This window comes from Cellulosimicrobium cellulans, assembly GCF_006539945.1.
Lineage (GTDB): Bacteria > Actinomycetota > Actinomycetes > Actinomycetales > Cellulomonadaceae > Cellulosimicrobium > Cellulosimicrobium cellulans.
Map to the genome: position 1 here is coordinate 96754 of NZ_BJNZ01000008.1, position 24805 is coordinate 121558.

Consider the following 24805-nt stretch of genomic DNA (forward strand, 5'->3'; position numbering starts at 1 on the left):
GTCGAGCCCTAGACTCGGGCCGCTCGCCCCTCGGGCAGCGTCGCGGGTACCGAGGCCCGCGCACGAGCCGCCCGAGCCGACCACGTGGAGGTGGAGCGGTGCCGCTCCCGGAGATCACCGAGCGCGTGCCGCTCACGCGCCCCGACGGCCGCCTCGACCGCCGGGCCGTCGGCTGGGCGCGCCAGCCCCTCGTCGACACCGACGCGATCGGGCGCGGCGGGGCGGGCGGCCCGCGCCGGTTCGGCCGGAACAAGCGCTGGGAGTACTGGGGCGTCACGACCCCGACGCACGTGCTCGCCCTGACCGTCTCCTCGATCGACTACGCCGCGGTGCACGAGGTGTGGGTCCTGGACCGGGAGTCGGGGCGGACGTGGGGCGCCGCCGCGACCGTCGTGCCGGCGCGCGGCGTCGAGCTCCCCGGCACGCTGGGCGAGGGCCCGGCACGCGCCCGGGCGAAGAACCTCGCGATCGACCTCGACGAGGTCGACGGCGGCACGCGCCTGCGGGCGCGCACGCGCGACGTCTCGTTCGACGTCGTCGCCGCGCTGCCGCCGGGTCACGAGCGGCTCGCGGTGGTGGTGCCGTGGAGCGACACGCGGTTCCAGTACACGGTCAAGGACGTGGCCCGCCCGGCGCTCGGGACGTTGTGGGTGGACGGCCGGACGGTCGACGTGCCCGCCGGGTCGTCGTGGGCCGTGCTCGACCACGGACGCGGGCGCTGGCCGTACGACGTCCGGTGGAACTGGGGGGCGGGCTCGGGCGAGAGCCACGGCCGGGTCGTCGGGATCCAGGTGGGCGGCCGCTGGACCGCCGGCACGGGCTCGACCGAGAACGCGGTCCTCGTCGACGGGTGCCTCCACCACCTCCCCGACGAGCTGGTCTGGGACTACGACCTCGCCGACCCGGACCGGCCGTGGCGGGTCACCGGCGGCGGTCTCGACGCGACGTTCGAGCCCTTCCACACCAAGGTGACGCGTACGCACCTCGGCGTCGTGTCGTCGTCGACCGACCAGTGCTTCGGGACCTGGTCGGGCACGTTCACCCCGCCCGACGGCGGCCCGTCGGGATCCACGGCGACCGGGCCGGTGCGGTTCGACGGGCTCGTCGGCTGGGCCGAGGAGGTCCACAACCGCTGGTGAGCGCGGTGCGACTCCGCCCCGCTTGCCAGTGCCCGGGGCGTGCCTAGCGTGGGGACGATCCGGCGGCACCGACGCCGCCGGGCGCGGCCCGCGCGCGACGGCGACACCGTCCCCTCCGCGGCCGTGCCGGCACCGGCAGCGACGCCGGTGGGAAGGGGAAGCTCATGCAGTCACGACGAGGACAGCTCCGGGCGGGTACCACGGGGGTCGCGGCGGCCGCGGCGCTCGTGATGCTCCTGCCGTTCGGCGGGAGCGAGCGCGGCGACGGCCAGGGCCACGGTCAGGGCCACGGGAACGACCGGGCGCGCAACGTCATCTTCATCCAGGGCGACGGGCTCGGCCTGTCGCACCGCGAGCTGATCCGGCTCGCGACGGTCGGCAAGGACGGGCAGCTCGCGATGGACTCGCTCGAGCACGCCGGCTGGACCACCACGGACTCGGCCGACCCCGAGGAGGCGGTCACCGACTCCGCCGCAGGCGCGACCGCGTTCGCGTCGGGGGTGCGGACGTACAACGGGGCGGTCGGCGTCGACGTCGACGGCAACCCGGTCCCGACCCTCCTCGAGGCGGCCCGGGGCGCGGGCAAGGCCACCGGCCTGGTCACGACGGCCCAGGTGACCGACGCGACCCCCGCGGCGTTCGGCGCGCACGTGCCCGACCGCGGCGACCAGAGCGAGATCGCGCGCCAGTTCCTCGAGAGCTCGCGGCCCGACGTCGTGCTCGGCGGCGGCGAGGACTGGTGGTACCCGGCGGGCGACCCCGGCGCGTGGGAGGACAACCCCGCGAAGGACCCCACCGAGCAGAGCAAGGGGACGAAGGGGAACCTCGTCGAGCGCGCGCAGGACCTCGGCTACACGTACGTGAGCGACGCCGAAGGGCTCGCGGACGCACGCGGACGCAAGCTGCTCGGCCTGTTCGCGAACGAGGAGATGTTCGAGCAGCGCAACGAGGGCGAGGGCGACCTGTACGAGCCGGAGGTGCCGCTCGTCGACATGACGGCCAAGGCGCTCGACGTGCTGTCGCGCGACCGTGACGGGTTCCTCCTGCTCGTCGAGGAGGAGGCCGTGGACGAGTTCGCGCACCGCAGCAACGCGACGCGCACGATCCAGGCCGGGCAGGCGCTCGACGAGACCGTCGCGCTCGCGCTCGACTTCGCGGAGAAGAACCGGGGCACGCTCGTGCTCGTCGTGGGCGACCACGCCACGGGCGGGCTCGCGATCGAGAACGTCGACCCGGACGACGAGAGCGGCGAGGGCGCCACGACCGAGGACGGCCCGTTCGACCTCGCGGGGTCGGACCTGCAGTTCACGGTCGACTGGACCACGGGCGGCCACACGGGCGAGGCCACGCCGATCACCGCGCAGGGCCCGGGCGCCGCACGCCTCGCGGGCGCGCAGCGCAACACCGACGTCCACGACGCCGTGCTGCGCGCCATGCAGGGCCGCGGCCGCGGCTGAGCACGACCCTGCTCGCGGTCGAGAACGACTTTGGTGTCGTTATCCGCGGGATAACGACACCAAAGTCGTGTTCGGCGACGGACGTGTCAGCCCTTGACCGCTCCTCCCAGGCCGGCGCCCTGGAGGAACATGCGCTGGAACACCAGGAACAGCGCGACCGGGATGAGCGTGGAGATCGCGAGGGCCGCGAGGAACACGCCGAGGTCGGTCGACGCCTCGATGGACGGGAGGCGCACGGACAGCGGCTGGATCGCCGGGTCCTTGAGGACGAGCAGCGGCCAGAGGAAGTCCTTCCAGGCCGCGATGACCGCGAACACCGAGACCACGCCGACGATCGGCTTGGACATCGGCAGCACGACCGACCAGAACAGCCGGTACGGTCCCGCGCCGTCCATGCGCGCGGCCTCGAACACCTCGCGCGGGAGGCTGTCGAAGAACCGCTGGACGAGCAGCACGTTGAACGCGCTCGCGCCCGCGGGCAGCCACACGGCCCAGAAGCTGTTGATGAGCGACCGGCCGAGCAGCGGCGGGTCGAGGATCGTCAGGTACAGCGGGACGAGCAGGACGATCGCCGGGACGAACATGGTCGACAGGACGAGCGCCTGCACGACCTTCCCGTACCGCGGCCGCAGGACGGACAGCGCGTAGCCGCCCGTCGTCGCGACGAGGATCTGGGACGCCCACGACCCGACCGCGAGCCAGATCGTGTTGAGGAAGTACCGGCTGACCTGCACGTCGTTCCACGCCTTGTCGAGGTTGTCCCACGCGATGCCGTTCGGGAAGATCGCCATGGGCGTGCGCAGGATGTCCTGCGTCGGGGTGACCGCGTACTTGGCGAGCAGCAGCATCGGGCCGAGCCCCGCGACGACGAGGATCACGAGCAGCAGGACGTGCGTGGTGCCCATCCCCCACCGGATGGACGGGCGGCGCCAGTCCGCCTCGGAGAGCGCGCCGCGGTCCTCGACGCCGTCGAGCACCTTGCGACGCTGCGCGCGCACCCTGCGACGCTCGGACTCGCGCCGGGACCGGCTCGCCTCGGCGGCGCGGCGCGCGGTGCCCGTGCCGTCCGTCGGGCCCGCCGGCGTGCTGTCGGCCGTCGCCGCGGAGTCCTGCGAGACGACGCCGATCTCGCTCGGGTTGTCGGTGGGCGAGAGTGTCATGACGTGCTCCAGGACCGGGTGAGCCGGAAGTAGAGGATCGAGAAGACCGCGAGGACGGCCGCCAGCATGATCGACAGCGCGGTCGCGGCCCCGTAGTCGCCGCCGAGGCTGTTCTGGAAGGCGTAGCGGTAGATGAGCAGCAGGATCGTCAGCGTCGCGTTGTTCGGCCCGCCGCCCGTGAACAGGTAGGGCTCGAGGAAGACCTGCGCCGTGCCGATGACCTGGAGGATCAGCGTGATGAACAGCACGCCGCGCAGCGCCGGGAGCGTGACGTGCCAGATCTTGCGCCACAGTCCCGCGCCGTCCACCTCGGAGGCGTCGTAGAGCTCGGGCGGCACGCTCGTCAGGGCGGCGAGGTAGATGATGATCGTCCCGCCCGCGCCGGCCCACGTGGCGGCGAGCACGAGCGAGGGCATCGCCGTCGAGGCGTCCTGGAGCCACGGGTACGGGCCGAGCCCGACCCAGCCGAGGATCGTGTTGAACACGCCCGTCGGGCTGCCGTTGTAGAAGAACTTCCACAGCAGCACGGCGACGACCGGCGGCACGACGACCGGGAGGTAGGCGAGCGCGGAGTACAGCCCGCGCGCCCGGCGGACCTCGCGCATGAGCACCGCGGCGACGAGCGGGATCGGGTACCCGAACAGCAGGGCGAGGAACGCGAAGTACAGCGTGTTTCTCACGGCCTTCCACAGGAGCGGGTCGTTCAGCACCTGGCGGAAGTTGTCGAGCCCGACGAACGTCGGGTCGCTCACGAGGTTGGTCTCCTGGAAGCTCATGATCACCGCGCGCACGATGGGGAACCACGAGAAGACGCCGAAGATCAGGATCAGCGGCAGCAGGAAGACGAGGTTGCTCAGGCCGCCGCCACGGAACCACGTCACGGGGCTGCGGCGTCGGCCGTCGCGGTCGGCCCGCGCGTGGGAGGCGGGTCCCCGTCGCGGCGGTGCGGTGGTGGCGGTCACGGGCGAACGTCCTTCGGTGCGGTGGGAGGTGCCCGACGACGCGAGGTGCGTCGCGCCGTCGGGCACCGGCGGGGTGCGGGTCGGCCGGCAGGGGGCGCTGCCGGCCGGCCCGGGTCTGCGGGTCGCGCGGTCCGGTGCGGACCGCGCGACCTCGGGCGTCAGCCCTGGTCGAGCAGGGCCTGCGCCTCGGTGTTCGCCTGCTCCAGCAGCGCGTCCACGTCGGCGTTCTCGTCCGTCAGGACGGCCTGGACGACCGGGTCGAGCAGGGCGTAGATCTCCTGCGTCTTCTGCGACGGCTCACCGACGAGCGGCAGGTCGAACATCGTGTCCGTGTAGCTCGTCATCTGGTCGAGCGGGACGTTGATGAGGTCCGCGATCCACTCCTGGTTCTGCTCGTACTGCTCCTGGGAGAACATCGGCAGGACGGGGGTACCCACGGGCTGGTCGTTCGCGACGAGCGTCTCGGCGTCGGCGACGGCGCGCTTCTCGTCCACGAGCTTGGCGAGGTAGAAGAAGTCGATCCACTTGATCGCGGCCTCCTTCTTCGCCTCGTCCACGTTCGCCGGCATCGCGGCGAGCGTGCCGCCGGTGAGGACGCCGGCGTCGTCGCCCTCGAGCGGGAGCGCCGCGAGGCCGTACGTGGTCTGGTCGAGGTCGTTGGTCTGCACGAGCGACGTGAAGACGTCCGAGCCCGACGTGTACATCGCGACCTGGCCGGCGGCGAACGCCTGGTTCATGGTTCCCCAGTCGAGGAGGAAGTTGCTCCCGAGGGAGTTGTCCTCCCAGCGCATGGCCTGGAGCCACTCGAGCGCTTCCTTGGTCCCGTCGTTGGTGAGCGTCGAGGTGGCCGTGCCGTCGTCCGCGACCTCCTGCGTGCGGCCGCCGCGCGCGAACGTGTTGACCGTGAGCTGCCAGCCGCCCGTGTTGTTCTGCGACATCTGCATGTAGCCCGCCACGCCGGGGTTGGCGTCCGCGATCTTCTTCGCCGCCTCGCGGACCTCGTCCCACGTGGTCGGCGGCTGGTCGGGGTCGAGCCCGGCGGACTCGAACAGCGCACGGTTGTAGTGCAGTCCCACGCCGTACACGTTCTTCGCGGGGATCGCGTAGACGTGGCCGTCGGCCCCCGTCCCGGCCTCGATGATCGCCGGGTTGAACTTGTCGGCGTACGGCAGGGTGCGGAACTGCTCGTCGAGGTCGGCGAGCTGGCCGTTCTCGACGAGCGTCTTCGCGTCGGTGAACGGGATCTCGAAGACGTCGGGCAGCGTGCCGCCGGCGAGCTGGGGGGCGAACGTCGTCGCCTTCCACTCGTACTCCTCCGGCACGATGTCGATGTCCGGGTTCGCGGCCTCGAACTCCTCGACCTGCGCGTCGAAGGCGTCGATCGCCTCCTGCTCGGAGCCCGGGAGGAGGGAGACCACCTTGAGGGTGACCTTCCCGTCGCCGTCCGAGCCGCTGGTCTCGTCGTCGCTGCCCGAGCCGCCGCTCGAGCACGCGGCGAGCGTGCTGATCGCGAGCGCCCCCGCGAGGGTGAAGGCGATCGCCTGACGTGTGGACTTCATCGTCACTCCTGTGTTCCGGTGGTGCTGGGTGTGTGCTGGGTGGGTGCTGGGTGTCCGGGCCGACCGGCTCGCGGCCCGGGGACTGGTGGCGGTCAGGCCTGACGGCTCGCGCGCGCCGTCACGCGCGCAGCCAGACCGCGGTGTCGGGGGCGAGGTGCGTCGGTGGCTCCGACGCGTCCGCCCCGCGCGGGGTGCCGCTGTGGAGGAGGACCTCGGCGTCCGCGGGCAGCGGCACGTCGTCGGCCCCGAGGTTGACGACGCACGCGACCGCGCGGTCGTCGTCGCCGCGGGTGTCCCCGCGGACGAAGGCGAGCACGTCGTCGCCGAGCGCGACCCCGCCGAGGGAGTCGAGCCAGCGGAACGCCTCGCCGTGCAGCGCGGGCTCCGCGCGCCGTGTCGCGAGGACGCGGCGGTAGAGCGCGAGCATCGACGTCTCGTCGTCGGCCTGCGCCTCGACGGACACCTCGCCCCAGCCCGCGGGCTGAGGCAGCCAGGGCCGCGCGCCGCCGTCGGGCCCGAACCCGTGGCTCGACCCGTCACGGGTCCACGGGATCGGGACGCGGCAGCCGTCGCGACCGGGGTCGACGCCGTCGGAGCGGAAGTGCATGGGGTCCTGGATCGCGTCGAGCGGCAGGTCCTCGACCTCGGGCAGGCCGAGCTCGTCACCCTGGTAGAGGTACAACGACCCCGGCAGCGCTGCCGAGAGCAGCGCCGCGGCACGGACCCGACGGCGCCCGGTCTCCAGGTCCGTCGGCGTACCGAAGCGCTTGGTCGCGAACGCGAACGAGCTGTCCTCGCGGCCGTAGCGCGTCACGGGGCGCGTCACGTCGTGGTTCGAGAGCACCCACGTCGCGGGCGCAGCGACCGGGGCGTGCGCGTCGAGCGTCGTCTGGACCGACTCGCGCAGCGCCTTCGCGTCCCACGGGCGCGCCATGAAGTCGAAGTTGAACGCCGTGTGCATCTCGTCCGGGCGCAGGTACTGGGCGAACCGGGCACGGTCCGCGAGCCACACCTCGCCCACGAGCACGCGCGGCTCCTCGTAGGAGTCGGCGACGGCACGCCAGCCCCGGTAGATGTCGTGCAGCTCGTCGCGGTCGACGTGCGGGTGCTCCCCCGGGCCGGGGTGGGCCGGGACCTCGGGCAGCGCCGGGTCCTTGACGAGCTGGGCCGCCGAGTCGATGCGGATGCCCGCGGCGCCGCGGTCGAACCAGAACCGCAGGATGTCCTCGTGCTCCCGACGCACGTCGGGGTGGTTCCAGTTGAGGTCCGGCTGCTCGGGCGCGAACACGTGCAGGTACCACTCGCCGGGCGTGCCGTCGGCGTTCGTCGTGCGCGTCCACGTGCTGCCCTGGAACTCCGACACCCAGCGCGTCGGGATCTGGGACCCGTCCTCGCCCTTGCCCGGGTGGAACCAGAAGCGCTCGCGCTCGGGCGATCCGGGGCCGGCCGCGAGGGCCGCCTTGAACCACTCGTGCTCGGACGAGACGTGGTTGGGGACGACGTCGATGATCGTGCGGATGCCGAGCTCGCGGGCCTCCGCGATGAGCCTCTCCGCCTCGGCCAGCGTGCCGAACTGCGGGTCGATCGCGCGGTAGTCCGCGACGTCGTAGCCGCCGTCGGCCAACGGGGACACGTACCAGGGGGTGAACCAGATCGCGTCGACCCCGAGGTCGCGCAGGTAGGTGAGGCGCTGCCGCACGCCCGCGAGGTCGCCCGTGCCGTCGCCGTTCCCGTCCGCGAAGCTGCGCACGTAGACCTGGTAGATCACGGCGCTGCGCCACCAGTCGGGCGACGCCGCCGCCGGCTCCCGCACCGCCTGCGCGAGGGTCGCGTCGGGGGTGGGTTCGCCGTCGGCGACTCGGGGGTGATCGTTGCTCACCGCGTCCTCTTCCGTGAGTTCGTGGGCTGCACGTGCCTGGGCCGTGCCTCGCCTGCTGCTGCGCACTGCGTTCGATCCGACCGGGTGGGGGTCCCGGGACGGCCGTCGTGCACCGGGTGCCGACCGCGCCGTCGTGGACGACTGTAACTAGACGACAGGATGCGCGCAAGAACCTGACAGTGCTGTTATCGGAACGCTATCTCTTGACGTCGAGAGACCTACGACTACTTGCGGAAGCCTCTCCGAGACGGATTGCCCGGGCCGACGCGCGTCCCGACGGCGTCGAACCCGGGCTGTCTCCCCACGCCGGGGCGCAGGTCGGGAGACATCCCGGGTTCGGCGATGCGCGGGGAGGACGACGAGGGCCCCGGTCCGGCGCGCGCGAGCGGCCGGGCCAGGGCCCTGGGGGAGTTGGGGCGCAGACTAGGAGGCGGTGGCCTCGCGGGCGGCGGTGTGCGCCGCGGCGGTCGAGCCGCGCACGACGAGCTCGGGCTCGAACAGGAGCTCGTCGCGCGAGACGTCGGCGCCCGCGATCATGCTCGCGAGCAGGTCCACGGCGGCCCGGCCCATGGGCTCGATGGGCTGGCGGACCGTGGTCAGCGCCGGGTCCGTGGAGTTCATGAGGTTCGAGTCGTCGTAGCCGACGACGGAGACGTCCGTCGGGACGTCGAGCCCCGCGCGCCGCACCGCGCGCACGGCGCCGAGGGCGAGCGGGTCGCTCGCGCACACGATGGCCGTCGCTCCCGCCTCGAGCAGCCGGTTCGCCGCGGCCTGCCCGCTCTCGAGCGAGTACTGGCTGTGCACGACGAGCGACGGGTCGAGCACGTGCCCCTGCCGCTCGGCGAACGCCTGCGCCGCGGCGAGCTTGCGCTCGGACGGCACGTGGTCCGCCGGGCCGAGCAGCAGGCCGACCTTCTCGTGGCCGAGCGAGAGCACGTGGCCGAGCGCCTGGTTCATCGCGACGAGGTCGTCGCACGAGACACGCGGGAAGTCGAGGTCCTCGATCGAGGCGTTCATGAGCACCACGGGCAGCCCGAGCTTCTCGAGCCGGCGGAAGTGCGCGTGGTCGGCCAGGCGCTCGGCGTAGAAGCCGCCCGCGAAGATCACGCCGGACACGTGCTGGCCCAGCAGGAGGTCGATGTACTCGGCCTCCGTGACACCGCCCGCGGTCCGCGTGCACAGCACCGGCGTGAACCCCTGCTGAGCGAGCGCGCCGCCGATGACCTCGGCGAACGCCGGGAAGATCGGGTTGACGAGCTCGGGGAGCACGAGCCCGACGAGGCGACCGCGCTCGCCGCGCAGCTTGGTCGGTCGCTCGTACCCGAGCACGTCGAGCGCGGTGAGCACCGCGTCGCGCGTCGCCTGCGACACCCCGGGCTTCCCGTTGAGCACGCGGCTCACCGTGGCCTCGCTGACACCGACCTTGGTGGCGACCTCCGCCAGACGTCTCGACATGCCGTCGACTATACGCCGCGCTGCAAGCCGCTTGCGTGATTCCGGACGCGCCGAACGCACGCTTGCGTCATGAGGCTTCGCGCCGACCCGCGCCGCACGCGCACCTCTGCCGAACACGACATGAAGGTCGTCTTGGCGCTCATACCGACCGCCATGTCGTTCTCGACGCGGGGTGGGGGCGGGGGGTGGGGGGGTGGGGGTGGCTGGCTCGGTGGGGGTGGGGAGTCTGCAGCGGGAGAGGCTAGGCTCGTTCGGTGTCCTTCCAAAAGGTGCCCGCGCCCCACCCCGCGTCCACGACGGACCCGTTCGGGATCGTTCCTGCTCCCGCGGCGCTGACGCCCGGCGACGGCACGACCGCCGTCGTCGACGGGACGCGGGTCGCGGCCGACCCGGCGCTGCGTGCCGCCGCGCGCTGGTGGCGCCGCGTGACCGAGGACGCCTTCGGCCTCGACCTCGTGCCGGCTGACCCGTCGTCCGGTGGGTCGGCCGATCCGACGACCTCGGTGCTCGCCGGTGCCTCGGACCCCCGCACCACGGTGACGTTCGCGCTCGACGGCGGCCTCCCGGCGTCGGGCTACCGCCTCACGGTCGACGCCGCCGGCGTCCGCGTGGACGCCGGTGACCTCGACGGCGCGCACGCCGCCGCGCAGACGCTCCGCCAGCTCGCCGGCCCGGCCGCGTTCCGGCGCGCCCCCGCCGCCACCTCCGCCACGCCGACTGTGGTCCTGCCGCACGTCACGATCACGGACCACCCCCGGTTCGCGTGGCGCGGCGTGCTGCTCGACGTCGCGCGCCACTTCCTGCCCACGGCGGACGTGCTGCGGTTCGTCGACCTCGCCGCGGCGCACCGGCTCAACGTGCTCCAGCTCCACCTCACGGACGACCAGGGGTGGCGCATGGAGATCGCGCGCTACCCGCGTCTGACCGAGGTCGGGGCATGGCGGCGCGAGTCGGGCGTCGGCACGTGGCGCGCCGGGGTCCTCGACGGCCGCCCGCACGGCGGCTTCTACACGCAGGACGACCTGCGCGAGATCGTCGCGTACGCGCGCGAACGCGGGGTGACGGTCGTGCCGGAGATCGACGCGCCGGGGCACGTCGAGGCCGCCGTGGCGGCGTACCCCGAGCTCGGCACGCGCAAGCAGCCGCACGAGGTCCGCACCACCTGGGGGGTGAGCACGGAGGTGCTCGACCCGTCCGAGGAGTCGCTGACGTTCTTCCGGCACGTGCTCGACGAGGTCCTCGACGTGTTCGACGCGCCGTTCGTGGCGATCGGCGGCGACGAGGTGCCGACGACGCTGTGGCGCGAGAACCCGGCGATCGTGGCGCGCGCGGAGGCGCTCGGGCTCGACGACGTCGGCGGGCTGCACGGGTGGTTCCTCGCCCGGCTCGCGGAGCACGTCGCGTCGCGCGGTCGTCGCGCGGTCGTGTGGGACGAGGCGTTCGGCCCCGCGCTCCCCCGCGACGTCGTCGTGACGTCGTGGCGCGGCTGGGCCGTCGGGGCGGACGCGCTCGCCGCCGGGCACGACGTCGTCATGGCACCGGAGCAGGTCGTCTACCTCGACCACCGCGGCGGCGACGCCCCGGACGAGCCGGTCCCCGTCGGGTTCCTCAGCACGCTCGACGACGTGTACGCGTTCGAGCCGCTGCCGGCGGGGCTCGCGGGCTCGCGAGCGGACTCGGAGCCGAGCAGGGACGGCGACCGGCCGGGCGTCCTGCTCGGCGGTCAGGCCGAGCTGTGGTCCGAGCACCTCGACTCGGCGCGCCGCGTCGACTACGCCGCGTTCCCCCGCCTCGCGGCGTTCGCGGAGGTCATGTGGTCGCCCGAGACCGACCGCTCCCCCGGCTCTCCCGCGTCGCGGGCGTTCCACGAGCGCCTGGTGACGCACCACCTGCCGCGCCTCGACGCGTACGGGGTCGAGTACCGGCCGCTCGACGGCCCGCACCCGTGGCAGACCCGGCCGGGCGTCGCGGGCTGGCCGCGCGACCGCGCGGCCGAGCTCGCCGCGGGCGGCCTGCGCGGCGTCGGCGGCTGGGTCGAAGGGCGCGACGAGGACGAGGGCGGCCCCGCATGAGCGCGCTCGTGGTCCGCGGCGCCCGGCTCGTCGAGCCCGACGGCGGTGCCTCCTCCCCCGTGGACGTGACGGTCCGCGGGGGCCGGGTCGAGCGCGTCGCCACCGCGGCAGGGGCCGGAGCGCTGCCCGACGACGCGGCGTTCGTCGAGGCCGACGGGCGTCTGCTGGTGCCGGGGTTCGTGGACGCGCACGTGCACGGCGAGGCCGCCGTCCTGGACGAGGACGTGCAGCTCGCGATGCTGCGCCAGGGCGTGACGAGCGTCGTCGTCGGGCAGGACGGGGTGTCCTACGCGCCCTCACCCGCCCCGGGCGAGACGCGGACCGGAAGCGACGGGACGGCGTCGGGCCTGCACGACGCCGCGGCCTGGGCGAGCGGGTACTTCGCCGCGATCAACGGCGAGCACCCCACGTTCCGTGGCGGGTCCGTCGCCGACCTGCTCGCGACCTACGACCGCACGACCCGGGTCAACGTCGGCTACCTCGCCCCGCACGGCACGATCCGCTACGCGGTCCTGGGCGCCGCCGCCCGCGCCGCGACGCCCGCCGAGACGGACCGCATGCGCGCGCTGCTCTCCGCCGCGCTCGACGACGGCGCCCTGGGGATGTCGACCGGCCTGGAGTACGTCCCGGCCACCTCCGCCGACGAGGCCGAGCTCGTCGCCCTCACGAGCGTCCTCGCGGCGCGCGGGCTCCCCCACGTGTCGCACATGCGCGGCTACGAGGACAAGGCCGGCCCGGCGTTCGCCGAGCTCGTGCGCGTCGCGCGCGCGTCGGGGGTCGCGACGCACGTCTCGCACTACCACGGCCCGGCCGCGGAGCTGCTGGGCTACGTCGACGACGCCCACGCCCAGGGCCTGGACGTCACGTTCGACTCCTACCCCTACCTGCGCGGCTGCTCGATCCTGTCGATGGTGTCCCTGCCGACCTGGTTGCCCATCGCCGACGTCGACGCGACGGTGGCCGCCCTGACCGACCCGGCCGTCCTCGACTGCCTGCACCTCGAGCACTTCCCCGCCCTGACCGACCTGTGGCCCCGCGTCACCCTGGCCGCCGTCCCCACCGGCACCGCCGCCGGCGCACCCCACGGCGGAACCGCCGACGACCTGACCTGGGCCGAGGGCAGGACCCTGCCCGACGTCGCCGCCCGCCTGGGCATGACCCCCGCCCAGGCCGCGGTGCACCTGCTCGTCGCGACGCGCCTGCGCGCCTCGTGCGTCTTCGCCCAGCCGCCGACCAACTCGCCCGAGTCCGTGCGCGCCCTGCTGCGCCACCGCGCGCACGTGGGCGGCTCCGACGCGATCTATGCACCCGTCGGAGGTGGTGGCCGGCCCCACCCGCGCGGGTGGGGCGCCTTCGCGCGCTTCCTCGCCGAGCACGTGCGTACGCTCGGGGACTGGACGTGGCACGACGCGGTCACGCACCTGTCGACGCGGCCCGCCGAGCGGTTCGCGCTCGCCGGGCGCGGCGTCGTCGCGCCGGGGGCGGTCGCGGACCTCGCGCTCGTCGACCCCGACCGGGTCCGCGACGAGGCGACGTACGAGGACCCGCGCCGCCCGGCGTCGGGCGTGGACGACGTGCTCGTCGCGGGCGTGCCCGTCCTGCGCGACGGCTCGCTCACCGACGCTCTCCCGGGCCGGCCCCTGCGCCCGGGCGTGCCGACAGCGTGAGCGGCGAACCGTCCAGCATGAGAGACCCGCTCCCGAGGAGGACCCCATGACCGGCACGACGGACGAGACCGCACGTCCCGCACCCGAACGCCCCTGGGCGGGCGACCGCGTCGGGCCCCGGACCAAAGGACTGCGGCTCGACGCCCCGGCGACGGTCGCGGACGTGCTCGCGGGCTCGCCGCGCGTCACGGACGACGCGTTCTCCTGGCCGCTGCTCACGCTCGACGACGCGACGCTCGACCACAACGTCGGCGTCGTCGCGCGCGTGTGCGTGGAGCGCGGCGTCGAGCACGCGCCGCACGTGAAGACCACGATGTCGCGCGCCCTCTACGCGCGGCAGGCCGCCGCGGGCGCGTGGGGCGCGACCGTCGCGACGCCCGCGCAGCTCCGGACGGTGCGCGACTGGGGCGTGCCGCGCGTCCTGCTCGCGAACGAGCTGCTCGACCCGCGCGAGATCGCGTGGCTGCGGGACGACCTGTCGGGCGTCCTCGACGAGGGCCACCCGGGCGCCGACGCCGAGGTGTGGCTGTGCGTGGACTCGCCGCACGGCGTCGACCTGCTCGCGCGCGGGTTCGCCGACGCGCCCGCCGCGGTCCGGGCGCGCCTCGGCGTGCTCGTCGAGCTCGGCGTCCCGGGCGGGCGCACGGGGGTGCGCAGCACGGCCGCGGCGCTCGACCTCGCGCGCGCGGTCCGCGCGTCCGGTCTGCGCCTGCTCGGCGTCACGGGGTACGAGGGCTCGGTCGCGGGCGGCACGACCGGCGACGAGCTCGCCGCCGTCGCCGCGTGGTGCGACGGGCTGCGCGACCTCGGCGCCGCGTTCGTCCGCGAGGGGCTCGCGGGCGTCGACGAGCCGCTCGTGCTGTCCGCGGGCGGCAGCTCGTTCCTCGACGTCGTGCTGACCGAGCTGCCCGGACCGGTCCCGGGCGCCGACGGGAGCGAGGCCGAGGTCCGCGTCGTCGTGCGCTCGGGCGCGTACGTCACCCACGACCACGGCTTCTACTCGCGCACCGACCCGTGGAGCCGCATCCCCGGCGCGGAGCCGCTCCGGGGCGCGGCGACGGTCTGGGGCCAGGTGCTCTCGGTCCCGGAGCCGGGTCTCGCGATCTGCGGCATCGGGCGCCGCGACGTGTCGTTCGACATCGACCTGCCCGTCGCGCTCTGGCTGCGCTCGCAGTCCGACGACGGCTGGCTGCCCGCGCGCGAGCTGGCCGGGACGCGTGTCACCGCGCTCAACGACCAGCACCTCTACCTCGCGCTCGACGCGGGAGAACCCGGTGCCAGTCAGGTCACCGGCCCCGCGACCGCCCAGGTCCGCCCGGGCGACGTCGTCGGGTTCGGCATCTCCCACCCCTGCACGACGTTCGACCGCTGGCGCGTGGCCGCCGTCGTGCGCGGCGACGAGGTCCTGGACCTCGCGACCATCGATCTCTGACCCTCGCCCGTGACCACGCCACCCGGCGACCCCCGAAGAACCGAGAGGACATCATGACCAGCGAGAAGACCGCGATCTCGACCCCCGACGCCCCGGCTCCCGCGCACACGTTCCACCAGGGCGTGCGCAAGGGCCCGTTCGTCCAGGTCTCGGGCCAGGGCCCCGTCGACCCCGCGACGAACGAGTACCTGTACCCCGGTGACGTCGCCGCGCAGACCACGCGCACGCTCGAGAACGTGCGGGCGATCGTCGAGGCGTCCGGCGCGACGTTCGACGACGTCGTCATGCTGCGCGTCTACCTCACGAAGCGCGAGGACTTCCCGATCATGAACGACGCCTACGGCGCGTTCGTCGCGCAGCACACCACGAAGGGCGTGCTCCCCAGCCGCACCACCGTGTTCACGGGCCTGCCGCGCGAGGAGATGCTCGTCGAGATCGACGCCTTCGCGATCACGGACTGAGCCCCGCCCCGCGCTGTGGGCCCTCTTCCTGGATACGGATGTCCACCACCTCCCGGGGACGGGCGTCCGCGGCACGGCTGCGCCCGCGTGGGAGGCGACGCGTAGCGTGCGCGGCGGAGGTGACGATGCTCGCGACGATCGCCGTGGAGGGCTACCGCTCGCTGCGCAGCCTGGTCCTGCCGCTCGGCCGGCTCACGGTCGTGACCGGGGCCAACGGGACCGGCAAGTCGAGCCTGTACCGCGCGCTGCGCCTGCTCGCGGAGTGCGCGCTCGGGGGCGCGGTGGGTGCGGTCGCACGCGAGGGCGGGCTGCGCTCGACGCTGTGGGCCGGGCCGGAGCAGGGCGGCGGCCGCGCGCTGCGTGGCGGCGGCCCGGTGCAGGGCACCCGGCGGACCGCGCCCGTCGCGCTGCGGCTGGGGTTCGCGGGCGTCGCTCCGGGTGACCTCGGCTACGCCGTCGACCTCGGGCTGCCGCAGCACGCCGGCTCCGCGTTCGGCCTGGACCCGGAGATCAAGGTCGAGACGATCTGGTCCGGACCGGCCCCGCGCCCCGCGACGCTCCAGCTCGAGCGGCGCGGGCCGGCCGTCCGCGTGCGGGACGACGCCGGGGGCTGGGTCTCCTCCCCCGCCCGCCTCCGGTCGTTCGACAGCGTGCTCACCGAGCTCGTCGACCCCGTGGGCGCGCCGGAGGTCGTCGCGGTGCGGGAGGCGCTGCGCTCGTGGCGGTTCTACGACCAGCTCCGCACCGACGCCGGCGCCCCGGCGCGCGCGCCGCAGGTCGGCACCCGCACGCCGGTCCTCGCGCACGACGGCGCGGACCTCGCCGCGGCGCTCGAGACCGTGCGCGACCTCGGCCGCGGCGACGAGCTCGACGACGCCGTCGCGCGCGCGTTCCCCGGGAGCCGCCTCGCGGTGCACGCCGACGACGGACGGTTCGAGCTCGCCCTCCACCAGCAGGGCCTGCTGCGCCCCCTCACCGGCGCCGAGCTGAGCGACGGCACGCTGCGCTACCTGTTCCTCGTCGCCGCGCTGCTCTCGCCGCGCCCACCCGAGCTCCTCGTGCTCAACGAGCCCGAGACGAGCCTGCACCCCGACCTGCTGCCCGCGCTCGGCACGCTCGTGCACGCCGCGGCCCGGGAGACGCAGGTCGTCGTGGTGACCCACGCGGCGCCGCTCGTCGAGGCGCTGCGGGACGCGACGGCGTCGGGCACGGCCGACCTGCCGGGCCCCGACGACCTCCTCGAGGTCGAGCTCGTCCGCTCGCCGTTCGGCGAGACGACGGTCGCCGGGCGTGAGGGCCTGCTCGACCAGCCGCCCTGGGGCTGGCCCCGGCGGTGACACCGGCGGCCCGGGCCTCCGGGCGCGAGCCCCGACTCGGGGCGGTCAGCGCCGCGAGGCGACGTGGAGGCTCGTGACCGTCGCGGCGAGGTCGGTCAGCCGGGAGGCCGTCCGGTCGAGGAGCTCGTCGAGCTCGATGGGTCCGGGGGCGATGCTGAACGCCGCGGCGATGCCGGCGTCGCGCGCCTGGTGCGCCGGCAGCAGCACGCGCCCCGCGAGCACGACGACCGGCGGGCGGTGCGGTGCCTCGGCGGCGAGCGCGCCCATCGCGTCGGCGACCTTCCCGTTGACCGACTGCGAGTCGAACGACCCCTCGCCCGTGACGACCAGGTCCGCGCGACGGATCGCGTCCGGCAGCCCGACGGCCTCGGCGACGAGGCGCGCGCCGGGCTCCAGCTCGGCGCCGAGGACGCCGACCATCGCCGCGGGCACGCCGCCCGCGGCCCCGGCGCCCGCGAGCTCGGACACGTCGAACCCGGCCTCCTCGACGAGCACGCCCGCCCAGCGACGCAGCGCGTCGTCGAGGAACGCCACGTCCGCCTCCTGGGCACCCTTCTGCGGGCCGAACACGTGCGCCGCGCCGCGCTCACCGTGCAGGGGGTTGGTCACGTCGACCGCGAGGCGCCAGCGCACGTCGCGGGCGCGCGGGTGCAGCCCGGACAGGTCCAGGCGCGCGACGCGCGCGAGCCCCTCCCCGCCGTCGGGCACCTGCGCGCCGGCGGCGTCCAGGAGACGCGCGCCGAGACCGGTGAGGATCCCCGAGCCGCCGTCGGTCGACGCCGACCCGCCGAGGCACACGATCACCTCGTCGACGCCCGCGTCGAGCACGGCCGCGGCCGCCGCCCCGGTGCCGAGGGTGTGCGCGTGCAGGGGCTGGAGCGCGACGTCGCTCACCTGCGGCAGGCCGCTCGCCTCCGCGAGCTCCACGACGCCCAGGCGCCCGTCGGCGGAGACCCCGTACCGCGCGGTGCGCGGACGCCCGATCGCGTCGACCGTCGCGACCTCGCGCGCCGGCACGCCCCACACCGCGAGGAGCGCCTCGAGGGTCCCCTCGCCGCCGTCGGCCATGGGGAGCTCGACGACGTCGGCATCGGGGACGACGCTGCGGATCCCGGCGGCGACGGCGCGCGCGACGTCCGCGGCGCTCAGGCTGCCCTTGAACGAGTCGGGCGCGACGACGACGCGCAGCGGGCCGTCGGGGCGCGGCAGGGCGGGACCGGTCGGGGTGGTGCTCGGCGTTGAGGACACGCTCGCATCCTAGGCAGCCGGACCCGCCCTGGTCCGCCCGGGAACGGACGGACCGGACGTGTTCCCCGCCACAGCGCTCAGGGTCGCCGCTCGGCCGTCCGCGGGTCCACCGCGTCCGGGATCGTGGACTGCGCCGCGCGCAGCCGCTCGAGGAGCGTGCCGAGGGTCGCGAGCTCCTCGTCGTCGAGCGCCCCGCCCACGTAGGTCGCGATGGCCCGGGCGTGCGCGCGTCCGGTCGCTCGCTGGAGGTCCCGGCCCGCCGGGGTGAGCCGGACGAGGGTGCCGCGTGCGTCGTCGGGCGCGGACGTCCGCTCGACGAGACCGCGCGTCGCCAGCCGGTCCACCATGCGGCTCAGCGAGGGCTGGCTGAGCAGGATGTAGACGTTGAGGTCGCGCAGGCGCATCCCCTCGTCGGGGCCCTTGGTGAGGGAGAAGAGCACGTCGTACTCGCGCAGGGTCAGGCCGTCCCAGACGGGGTCCGACCGGAGCCGGCGCATGATGGTCACCTGCGCCCGGAAGAGCGACTCCCACGTCTCGACCGCGAGGCGCGGGCTCGCGTGGCCGGGTGCGGTCACGGGTCCGTCGTCGCGGCGGCCCTGCTCGGCCATGACACCCCCGGACGGCTCGATCGATGCGTTCGCATCGACCTTACCGGCTGAGCGACGGGATCAGCGGCCGAGCCGGCGCTCGCGCTGGGAGTAGGCGCGCAGCGCGCGCAGGTAGTCCACGCGCCGGAAGTCGGGCCAGTACGCCTCGCAGAAGTAGAACTCGGAGTGCGCGCTCTGCCACAGCAGGAACCCGCCGAGGCGCTGCTCGCCCGACGTGCGGATGACGAGCTCCGGGTCCGGCTGACCCTTGGTGTACAGGTGCTCCTCGATGTGCTCGACGTCGAGGTTTTCCGCAAGATCCTGCAGGCGCGCGCCCGCGGCAGCCTGCTCGCGGAGGTAGGACCGCACCGCGTCGGCGATCTCGTGCCGGCCGCCGTACCCGATGGCCACGTTCACCTGGAGACCGTCGACCGAGGCCGTGCGCTGCTGCGCCTCGCGCAGCGCGGCCGTGAGGCGCTCGGGGAGCAGGTCGAGCCGACCCATGACCCGTAGGCGCCAGCGGCCCGAGTCGGCGAGGTCGCGCACCGCGTCCTCGATGATGTCGAGCAGCGCCGAGAGCTCCTCCTGCGAGCGCGAGAGGTTGTCGGTCGAGAGCATCCACAGCGTGACGACCTCGACGCCCTGGTCCTCGCTCCAGCCCAGGAACTCCGCGATCTTGTCCGCACCGCGGCGGTGGCCGGTCGCCGTCGACTCGCCGAACGAACGCGCCCAGCGCCGGTTGCCGTCGAGGATGACGCCCACGTGGCGCGGCACGCTCTCGTGCGAGAGGGTCGCGGCGAGGCGACGCTCGTAGAGTCCGTAGACAGGGCGGGGCAGGCGCACGACGGTTCCTCGACGGTGGAAGGACGGGTGTCGCCCGGCGGGCTGGTCCCTGGTCGGAACACGCTGGCCGAACCCGCACACGCTACCGCCCCGCGCCGCCCGGACGGCAGGGCAGCGGCGGCCGCTCACGCCCCTGCCCAGGATCTTCACACCGCGGCGCCGTCCGCGGTCGTCTACCTACGCTGCCGTAACCTACGATGGCGTAGGTTGACCGGGACGGTGCCGTGCGCCGGCCCCGCACGACCGAGCACGACCCTGACCGCGCCTGATCCGGCCCGACCCCGAGGAGACGCCGTGGACCGACCGACCGACAGCGACCGCACACCCGGCGCGCCCGACGCCGGCGCCCTGGAGAGCGTCCGCGAGAACGTGGGCGACGCCGTCGAGAAGGTCGCCGAGGCGGTCAAGCCCCGCCTGCGCGGGTGGATCCACGCCGGGACGTTCCCCGTCGTCCTCGTCGCGAGCATCGTCCTCGTCGTCGTCGCTCCGCCGGTCGCGGGCAAGGTGTCGTGCGCGATCTTCGGGCTCAGCGCGTGCCTCCTCTTCGGCACGAGCGCCGTCTACCACCGCGGCACGTGGTCGCCGCGCGTCGCCGGGATCCTCCGCCGCGCCGACCACTCGAACATCTTCCTCATCATCGCGGGCACCTACACGCCCCTCGCCGTGCTCCTCCTCCCTCAGCGGACCGCGACGATCCTGCTCGCGATCGTGTGGGGCGGCGCCGTGCTCGGCCTCCTCGCCCGGATCCTGTGGCTCGACGCCCCGCGGTGGGTCTACGTGCCGATCTACGTCGCCCTCGGCTGGGTCGCCGTCGGCTACATGCCGCAGTTCTGGACCACGACGAACGGGCCGGCGATCGTCTGGCTCGTCGCCGCCGGCGGCCTCGCCTACACGCTCGGCGCCGTCGTCTACGGCATCAAGAAGCCGAACCCCAGCCCCCGCTGGTTCGGCTTCCACGAGATCTTCCACGTGCTCACCGTCGTCGGGTTCACGTGCCACTACGTCGCGATCATGCTCGCGGCGGTCGCCGCGCGCTAACCGCGCCGCTCAGTCGCGCGGGACGACGGCGTAGCGGCGGTTGGCGAGGGACGGGTTGCGCTCGCGCACGCCCGCCAGAGCCGCAGGGTCGAGGTCGGCGCTGCGGAGCTCGGCACGCTCGCCCAGCTCGAGGCCGACCTGGCCGTCCGGGCCCACGAGGAGCGAGCGGCCGGTCACGCCCCTGCCCGCCTGGCCGACCGCGAGCACGACGGCGGTGTTCTCGATGGCCCGCGCCCGGGCCAGGGTGCGCCACTGGTCGGCCTTGAGGTCGCCCGCCGCCCACGCCGCGGGCACGACCAGCACGTCCGCACCGGCGTCGACGAGCCGCCGCGCGCTCTCGGGGAACCGCAGGTCGTAGCACGTCATGACGCCGAAGGTCAGGTCGCCGAGTCGCAGGACCAGCGGGGGCGCCGCCGGGTCGCCGGCGTCGAGCCTGTCGGACTCGCGGTGCCCGAACGCGTCGTAGAGGTGGACCTTGCGGTAGGTGCCCACGAGCTCGCCGGACGCGTCGACGGCGACCACCACGTTGACCGCACGTCCCGCCGCGCTGCCGGGCACGAGGGTGCCCGCGATCGCGGCGACCCCGTGCTCGCGCGCGAGCCGGCGCAGGGTCGTCACGAACGGCCCGTCGAGCGGCTCGGCGTGCTCGACGCCCGTGCCCCGGGGGTCGAAGCCCGCCGCGTACTCGGGCAGGACGAGCAGGTCCGCGCGCACGCGCGCCGCCTCCCGGAACGCGGCGCCGACCGCCACGAGGTTGGCCGCGTGGTCGGCCGACACCTCGAGCTGACCGATCGTGACCCGCGCCCCGGTGGCCACGGTCAGCCCTGCCGCGCGGGTCCGCCGGGTGCCCCGTCGGGAGCGCCGCCGCCGGGTGTGCCGTCGTCGCCCGTCGCGCCGTCGGGCGACTCGCCGCCGGAGGTCGCACCGTCACCCGGCTCCAACGGTCCGTCCGCGCCGATGCCCTGCACCTCGGCGTTGTGCCGCATGCGCCGGAGCTGGCGGGACAGCGCGAAGAACAGGCCGACGGTCGCCAGGGCCACCGCGAAGATGGCGAGGAAGCCGACGAGGCCCGGCGACACGTCGTTCGGGTCGAGGTCCTCGCGCAGGGGGTCGTCCGAGGGGCTCGGCGTCGCGGTCTCGGCGACGACGTCGGCCGCCCAGCCCGGGCCGCCCGCACCGGTCGCCGCCAGGGAGTCCGCGAGGGACGTCGTCGTGGTCACGAGACCGCCCCCTCGCTCGCGACGAGCTCGCGGACGCCCGCGAAGAGGTCGTCCTCGGGCAGCTGCGTGGGGACGCGCGACTCGGCGAGCTCGAACTCCTCGAACGGCCACACGTCGACCTCGAGGTCGCGCGGGATCGCGAAGAAGAAGCCGTCGGGGTCGATCTGCGAGGCGTGCGCGATGAGCGCCGCGTCGCGCTGCGCGTAGTAGCGCGCGACGTGGACGCGCGTCGTGACCTCGCGCTCCGGGATCTCCCGCGCGGACCGCGACTCGACCCAGTCGCCGAAGGGCGACTCCAGACCGGCGCCCTGCATCGCCTCGTGCAGCGTGCGGATCCGGTTCATCGAGAAGTCGTGGTTGTAGTACAGCTTGAGCGGTGCCCACGGCGCCGCGCCGCCCTCGCGGCGGTAGCGGTCGGGGTCGCCCGCGGCGTGGAACGCCTCGAACGCGACGCGGTGGCACATGACGTGGTCGGGGTGGGGGTAGCCGCCCGACGGGTCGTACGTCGTCACGACGTGGGGCCGGAACTCGCGCACGAGCTCGACCAGCGGCGCGGCCGCCTCCTCGAGCGGGACCAGGCCGAAGGACCCCTCGGGCAGCGGGGGCAGCGGGTCGCCCTCCGGGAGGCCCGAGTCGACGAACCCGAGCCACTGCTGACGCACCCCGAGCGCGCGCGCCGCGGAGGCCATCTCGACACGGCGCAGGGCGCGCATGCCCTCGATGCCGTCGGGCCCCGCGCCGAAGCTCGGGTTGAGGATGTCGCCGCGCTCGCCGCCCGTGCACGTCGCGACGAGCACGTCGACGCCCTCGGCCGCGTAGCGAGCGGCGGTCGCGGCGCCCTTGCTCGACTCGTCGTCGGGGTGGGCGTGCACGGCCAGGAGACGGAGCGTCTCCGGCTGCGCGCGGTGGGTGGTCGATCCGGCCGCGGGTTCGGCCACTGGTCCTCCCGGGTGCGTCGTACGTCTCCTCGCGCGGCCGGACCTGTCGTGGGTGCACGACGAGCGCCCGGGCTCTGCGAAGATGGGTCGAGGACATGATCCCCCACCGCGCCCACACCTGACGAACCGCCGGGACCACCGGCAGGACGCCGGGTGCGCGACCGGACGCGGCGGCACCGACCACGGGACCGCACCATGACGAACGAGACCACCGCCCCGCCGCCGAGCCCGGGCGCCCCCCTGCGACCGCCGGCGGGCCGCTACGGTCCCGAGCCGACCGAGCGACGCCGACGACTGGCCGTCGTCGGGATCGTGCTCGTCGCGATCGTCGGGCTCGCGATCACGCTCGTCATCGGCCTGCGGTACGCGAACGAGCCGGTGCGGTTCAAGGACTTCGGCTACACCGTCGTGAGCCCGGAGCGCGTCGACGTGACGTTCGAGGTCTACATGGACCCGGGGACGACGGCGACGTGCACGCTCGACGCCCTCGCCGAGAGCTTCGCGCAGGTCGGGACGGTCGACGTGACGGTCGGCCCGGTCGAGGTCACGGAGTCCCGGTACACGGTGAGCGTGGCGACCTCCGAGCTCGCCACGACGGGCATCGTCCAGTCCTGCCGCCTCGTCCCGTGACGCGCCCCGGGGCGTCGGCCCCGCGCGCCTGCTGACCTGGGGCGTCGCTGTCGGCCCCCTGTGCTTTGCTATCCTGAGGGATTCCCGCACCCGACCGTGTGGAGCCCGAGACTGCGTGCCGGTGACAGGTACGCGTCCCCCGGGCGCCCCGGGTGATCAGCGGGAGACCAGTCCTACGCGCTGCCACCCGGCCAGCGTCACCGACCCGGGCAGGCAGGCGCACCGCGAACGCACGCGCCCCGGCTGCCCGTACCCGCACGGCCGTGCGACCGACCCGGCCGTCGACCATGGAAAGGAAGGAGCGAACCGTGACCGACACCACCGTCACCTGGCTGACCCAGGAGGCGTACGACAGGCTGCAGGCCGAGCTCGCCCACCTGTCCGGCGAGGGCCGTACCGAGATCGCGGAGCGCATCGCCGCCGCGCGCGACGAGGGCGACCTCAAGGAGAACGGCGGCTACCACGCCGCGCGTGAGGAGCAGGCCAAGAACGAGGCCCGCATCCGCGAGCTCACCGAGAAGCTGCGCAACGTGCAGGTCGGGACCCCGCCGGACGACGGCATGGTCGAGGCCGGCATGGTCGTCACCGCGCTCGTCGCGGGCGACGAGATGACGTTCCTCCTCGGCTCGCGCGAGATCGCCGGCACGACCGACCTCGACGTGTACTCGCCGACGTCGCCGCTCGGCGCCGCGATCGACGGCAAGACCGTCGGTGACGAGACGAGCTACACCGCGCCCAACGGCAACGAGATCGCCGTGAAGATCGTCGCCGCGAAGCCCTTCGAGGGCTGACGCGCCACCGGTGGCCACGCCGCCGGTGAGACGTGAGAAGTGGCCCTTCCGACACACGTCGGAGGGGCCATTTCTCGCTTCTCGGGCGCTCATGCCCGGGTCGTCCACAGGTCCGGGCCGCTCGGCGGCGCCCAGACGCCGTCCTCGGCCAGACTCGCGGCATGCCCGTCCCCGTCCCTGACCCGCCGTTCCTCGTCGCGGACGCGCTCCGCCTCGGGGTCACCCGCAAGCAGCTGCGCTCACCGCGGCTCCACGGCCCGGTGCGGGGCGTCCGGATGGACGCCGCCCGGCGAGAGGACCTGCTGTCCGTCACGGCGGCCGTCCGGCTCGCACTCCCGCGGACGGCCGCCTTCTCCCACACGACGGCGGCGGCGTTGTGGGACCTGCCGCTGCCCCGGGACGTCACGGGCCTCGCCCCGCTGCACGTGTCAGGGCCGTCCGGCTCGCGGCCCCTCGATGCCGCAGGCGTCGTCTCGCACGGAGGCTTGCCGGCACGCGACGTCGTCGTCCGGCACGGAGTTGACGTGACCTGCCTCGACAGGACCGTCGCGGACCTCGCGACCCTCGTCGCCGCGGGCGCACCCGGGTTCACGGAGACCGACCTCGTCGTCGTCGTGGACTCGGTCCTCGGCGGCCGAGGGCGTGTGCGTCCGTACCCGCCCGACCAGCTGGCCGAGCGACTGCGAGGGATGCGGGGGCGGCGCGGCGCCGTCCCGCTCGCGTCCGCGCTCGACCGGGCACGGCGCTTCGTGGACTCGCCCATGGAGACGCGACTGCGTCTGCGTCTGGTCGACGCCGGATTCCCGTGCCCTGTCGTCGGCGCCGACGTCTTCGACGACGACGGGCGCTGGCTCGCACGCCCGGACCTGTGCTGGCCGGACCTGCGGATCGCGCTGGAGTACGACGGGCAGCACCACCTGACCTCCGCGC

Annotated in this window: 22 protein-coding genes; 10 read left to right on the plus strand and 12 right to left on the minus strand. The window is 74.5% G+C overall.

The window, feature by feature from the left end; genetic code table 11:
• Positions 1-98: 98 nt before the first annotated feature.
• Positions 99-1139 carry a DUF2804 domain-containing protein gene (locus CCE02nite_RS08500; RefSeq protein ID WP_141389224.1) on the plus strand — a complete coding sequence of 347 codons (1041 nt, stop codon included), beginning with the start codon at positions 99-101 and terminating at the stop codon, positions 1137-1139.
• Positions 1140-1303: 164 nt separating this feature from the next.
• Positions 1304-2596: an alkaline phosphatase gene (locus CCE02nite_RS08505; RefSeq protein WP_255318730.1), complete on the plus strand. Its 1293-nt coding sequence runs from the start codon at positions 1304-1306 to the stop codon at positions 2594-2596.
• Between the two features lie 86 nt (positions 2597-2682).
• Here CCE02nite_RS08505 and CCE02nite_RS08510 read toward each other — a convergent pair whose 3' ends face one another.
• From CCE02nite_RS08510 to CCE02nite_RS08530, 5 genes are all read right to left on the minus strand, one after another.
• On the minus strand, positions 2683-3756 hold the full coding sequence (locus CCE02nite_RS08510; protein ID WP_141389225.1) for a carbohydrate ABC transporter permease: 1074 nt from the start codon (positions 3754-3756) through the stop codon (positions 2683-2685).
• The gene (locus tag CCE02nite_RS08515; RefSeq protein WP_174774902.1) at positions 3753-4718 is read right to left on the minus strand and encodes a carbohydrate ABC transporter permease; all 966 of its coding nucleotides are present in this window, start codon (positions 4716-4718) and stop codon (positions 3753-3755) included. Before CCE02nite_RS08515 ends, CCE02nite_RS08510 begins: the two co-directional genes overlap by 4 nt.
• A gap of 158 nt (positions 4719-4876) precedes the next feature.
• Positions 4877-6277 carry an ABC transporter substrate-binding protein gene (locus CCE02nite_RS08520; RefSeq protein WP_141389226.1) on the minus strand — a complete coding sequence of 467 codons (1401 nt, stop codon included), beginning with the start codon at positions 6275-6277 and terminating at the stop codon, positions 4877-4879.
• A 118-nt stretch (positions 6278-6395) separates the two neighbouring features.
• Positions 6396-8090, minus strand: a complete 1695-nt coding sequence (locus tag CCE02nite_RS08525; protein WP_174774904.1) for a glycoside hydrolase family 13 protein — start codon at positions 8088-8090, stop codon at positions 6396-6398.
• A 489-nt stretch (positions 8091-8579) separates the two neighbouring features.
• Complete coding sequence (locus tag CCE02nite_RS08530) at positions 8580-9611, minus strand: LacI family DNA-binding transcriptional regulator (protein WP_141389228.1); 1032 nt, start codon at positions 9609-9611, stop codon at positions 8580-8582.
• 254 nt (positions 9612-9865) lie between these two features.
• Between CCE02nite_RS08530 and CCE02nite_RS08535 the strand changes: the two genes are divergently transcribed.
• The 5 genes from CCE02nite_RS08535 to CCE02nite_RS08555 all read left to right on the plus strand — a co-directional run bounded on the left by CCE02nite_RS08535 (position 9866) and on the right by CCE02nite_RS08555 (position 16580).
• Positions 9866-11683 carry a beta-N-acetylhexosaminidase gene (locus CCE02nite_RS08535; RefSeq protein ID WP_255318731.1) on the plus strand — a complete coding sequence of 606 codons (1818 nt, stop codon included), beginning with the start codon at positions 9866-9868 and terminating at the stop codon, positions 11681-11683.
• Complete coding sequence (locus CCE02nite_RS08540; protein WP_141389229.1) at positions 11680-13350, plus strand: N-acyl-D-amino-acid deacylase family protein; 1671 nt, start codon at positions 11680-11682, stop codon at positions 13348-13350. Before CCE02nite_RS08535 ends, CCE02nite_RS08540 begins: the two co-directional genes overlap by 4 nt.
• A gap of 46 nt (positions 13351-13396) precedes the next feature.
• On the plus strand, positions 13397-14782 hold the full coding sequence (locus CCE02nite_RS08545) for an alanine racemase (protein WP_141389230.1): 1386 nt from the start codon (positions 13397-13399) through the stop codon (positions 14780-14782).
• A 53-nt stretch (positions 14783-14835) separates the two neighbouring features.
• A complete protein-coding gene (locus CCE02nite_RS08550; protein ID WP_087469635.1) occupies positions 14836-15243 on the plus strand; it encodes a RidA family protein in 408 nt (135 codons plus the stop codon).
• A 125-nt stretch (positions 15244-15368) separates the two neighbouring features.
• Positions 15369-16580, plus strand: a complete 1212-nt coding sequence (locus CCE02nite_RS08555; RefSeq protein WP_141389231.1) for an AAA family ATPase — start codon at positions 15369-15371, stop codon at positions 16578-16580.
• A 45-nt stretch (positions 16581-16625) separates the two neighbouring features.
• Here the strand turns inward: CCE02nite_RS08555 and CCE02nite_RS08560 are convergent, their stop codons facing one another.
• The 3 genes from CCE02nite_RS08560 to CCE02nite_RS08570 form a co-directional block, all read right to left on the minus strand.
• Entirely contained in the window at positions 16626-17828 is a 1203-nt protein-coding gene (locus tag CCE02nite_RS08560) for a glycerate kinase (RefSeq protein WP_255318732.1), read from the minus strand.
• A gap of 77 nt (positions 17829-17905) precedes the next feature.
• Positions 17906-18436 carry a MarR family winged helix-turn-helix transcriptional regulator gene (locus tag CCE02nite_RS08565; protein WP_141389232.1) on the minus strand — a complete coding sequence of 177 codons (531 nt, stop codon included), beginning with the start codon at positions 18434-18436 and terminating at the stop codon, positions 17906-17908.
• A 60-nt stretch (positions 18437-18496) separates the two neighbouring features.
• Positions 18497-19258, minus strand: a complete 762-nt coding sequence (locus tag CCE02nite_RS08570) for an isoprenyl transferase (protein WP_047232070.1) — start codon at positions 19256-19258, stop codon at positions 18497-18499.
• A 294-nt stretch (positions 19259-19552) separates the two neighbouring features.
• Here CCE02nite_RS08570 and trhA point away from each other — a divergent pair, with 294 nt between their 5' ends.
• Entirely contained in the window at positions 19553-20296 is a 744-nt protein-coding gene (gene trhA / locus CCE02nite_RS08575) for a PAQR family membrane homeostasis protein TrhA (protein ID WP_141389233.1), read from the plus strand.
• A gap of 9 nt (positions 20297-20305) precedes the next feature.
• Here trhA and CCE02nite_RS08580 read toward each other — a convergent pair whose 3' ends face one another.
• From CCE02nite_RS08580 to mca, 3 genes are read right to left on the minus strand one after another with little or no spacing between them, the layout of a single operon-like run.
• Complete coding sequence (locus CCE02nite_RS08580; RefSeq protein WP_218027068.1) at positions 20306-21112, minus strand: carbon-nitrogen hydrolase family protein; 807 nt, start codon at positions 21110-21112, stop codon at positions 20306-20308.
• 2 nt (positions 21113-21114) lie between these two features.
• On the minus strand, positions 21115-21516 hold the full coding sequence (locus CCE02nite_RS08585) for a hypothetical protein (protein WP_141389235.1): 402 nt from the start codon (positions 21514-21516) through the stop codon (positions 21115-21117).
• Positions 21513-22454, minus strand: coding sequence for a mycothiol conjugate amidase Mca (gene mca, locus CCE02nite_RS08590; RefSeq protein WP_170227260.1), 942 nt, complete (start codon positions 22452-22454; stop codon positions 21513-21515). Before mca ends, CCE02nite_RS08585 begins: the two co-directional genes overlap by 4 nt.
• Positions 22455-22649: 195 nt before the next feature.
• Here mca and CCE02nite_RS08595 point away from each other — a divergent pair, with 195 nt between their 5' ends.
• On the plus strand, positions 22650-23084 hold the full coding sequence (locus CCE02nite_RS08595; RefSeq protein ID WP_141389236.1) for a DUF4307 domain-containing protein: 435 nt from the start codon (positions 22650-22652) through the stop codon (positions 23082-23084).
• Positions 23085-23392: 308 nt separating this feature from the next.
• Positions 23393-23875, plus strand: coding sequence for a transcription elongation factor GreA (gene greA / locus CCE02nite_RS08600; RefSeq protein WP_141389237.1), 483 nt, complete (start codon positions 23393-23395; stop codon positions 23873-23875).
• 428 nt (positions 23876-24303) lie between these two features.
• Here greA and CCE02nite_RS08605 read toward each other — a convergent pair whose 3' ends face one another.
• Entirely contained in the window at positions 24304-24792 is a 489-nt protein-coding gene (locus tag CCE02nite_RS08605) for a hypothetical protein (RefSeq protein ID WP_141389238.1), read from the minus strand.
• Between the last annotated feature and the right edge of the window lie 13 nt (positions 24793-24805).

Excerpts from the sequence above, each read along its gene's own strand:
- CCE02nite_RS08505 (WP_255318730.1), top strand. The coding sequence starts at position 1,304 with ATGCAGTCACGACGAGGACAGCTCCGGGCGGGTACCACGGGGGTCGCG.
- CCE02nite_RS08510 (WP_141389225.1), bottom strand. The coding sequence starts at position 3,756 with ATGACACTCTCGCCCACCGACAACCCGAGCGAGATCGGCGTCGTCTCG.
- CCE02nite_RS08520 (WP_141389226.1), bottom strand. The coding sequence starts at position 6,277 with ATGAAGTCCACACGTCAGGCGATCGCCTTCACCCTCGCGGGGGCGCTC.
- CCE02nite_RS08530 (WP_141389228.1), bottom strand. The coding sequence starts at position 9,611 with ATGTCGAGACGTCTGGCGGAGGTCGCCACCAAGGTCGGTGTCAGCGAG.
- CCE02nite_RS08540 (WP_141389229.1), top strand. The coding sequence starts at position 11,680 with ATGAGCGCGCTCGTGGTCCGCGGCGCCCGGCTCGTCGAGCCCGACGGC.
- CCE02nite_RS08545 (WP_141389230.1), top strand. The coding sequence starts at position 13,397 with ATGACCGGCACGACGGACGAGACCGCACGTCCCGCACCCGAACGCCCC.
- CCE02nite_RS08550 (WP_087469635.1), top strand. The coding sequence starts at position 14,836 with ATGACCAGCGAGAAGACCGCGATCTCGACCCCCGACGCCCCGGCTCCC.
- CCE02nite_RS08555 (WP_141389231.1), top strand. The coding sequence starts at position 15,369 with ATGCTCGCGACGATCGCCGTGGAGGGCTACCGCTCGCTGCGCAGCCTG.
- CCE02nite_RS08565 (WP_141389232.1), bottom strand. The coding sequence starts at position 18,436 with ATGGCCGAGCAGGGCCGCCGCGACGACGGACCCGTGACCGCACCCGGC.
- CCE02nite_RS08595 (WP_141389236.1), top strand. The coding sequence starts at position 22,650 with ATGACGAACGAGACCACCGCCCCGCCGCCGAGCCCGGGCGCCCCCCTG.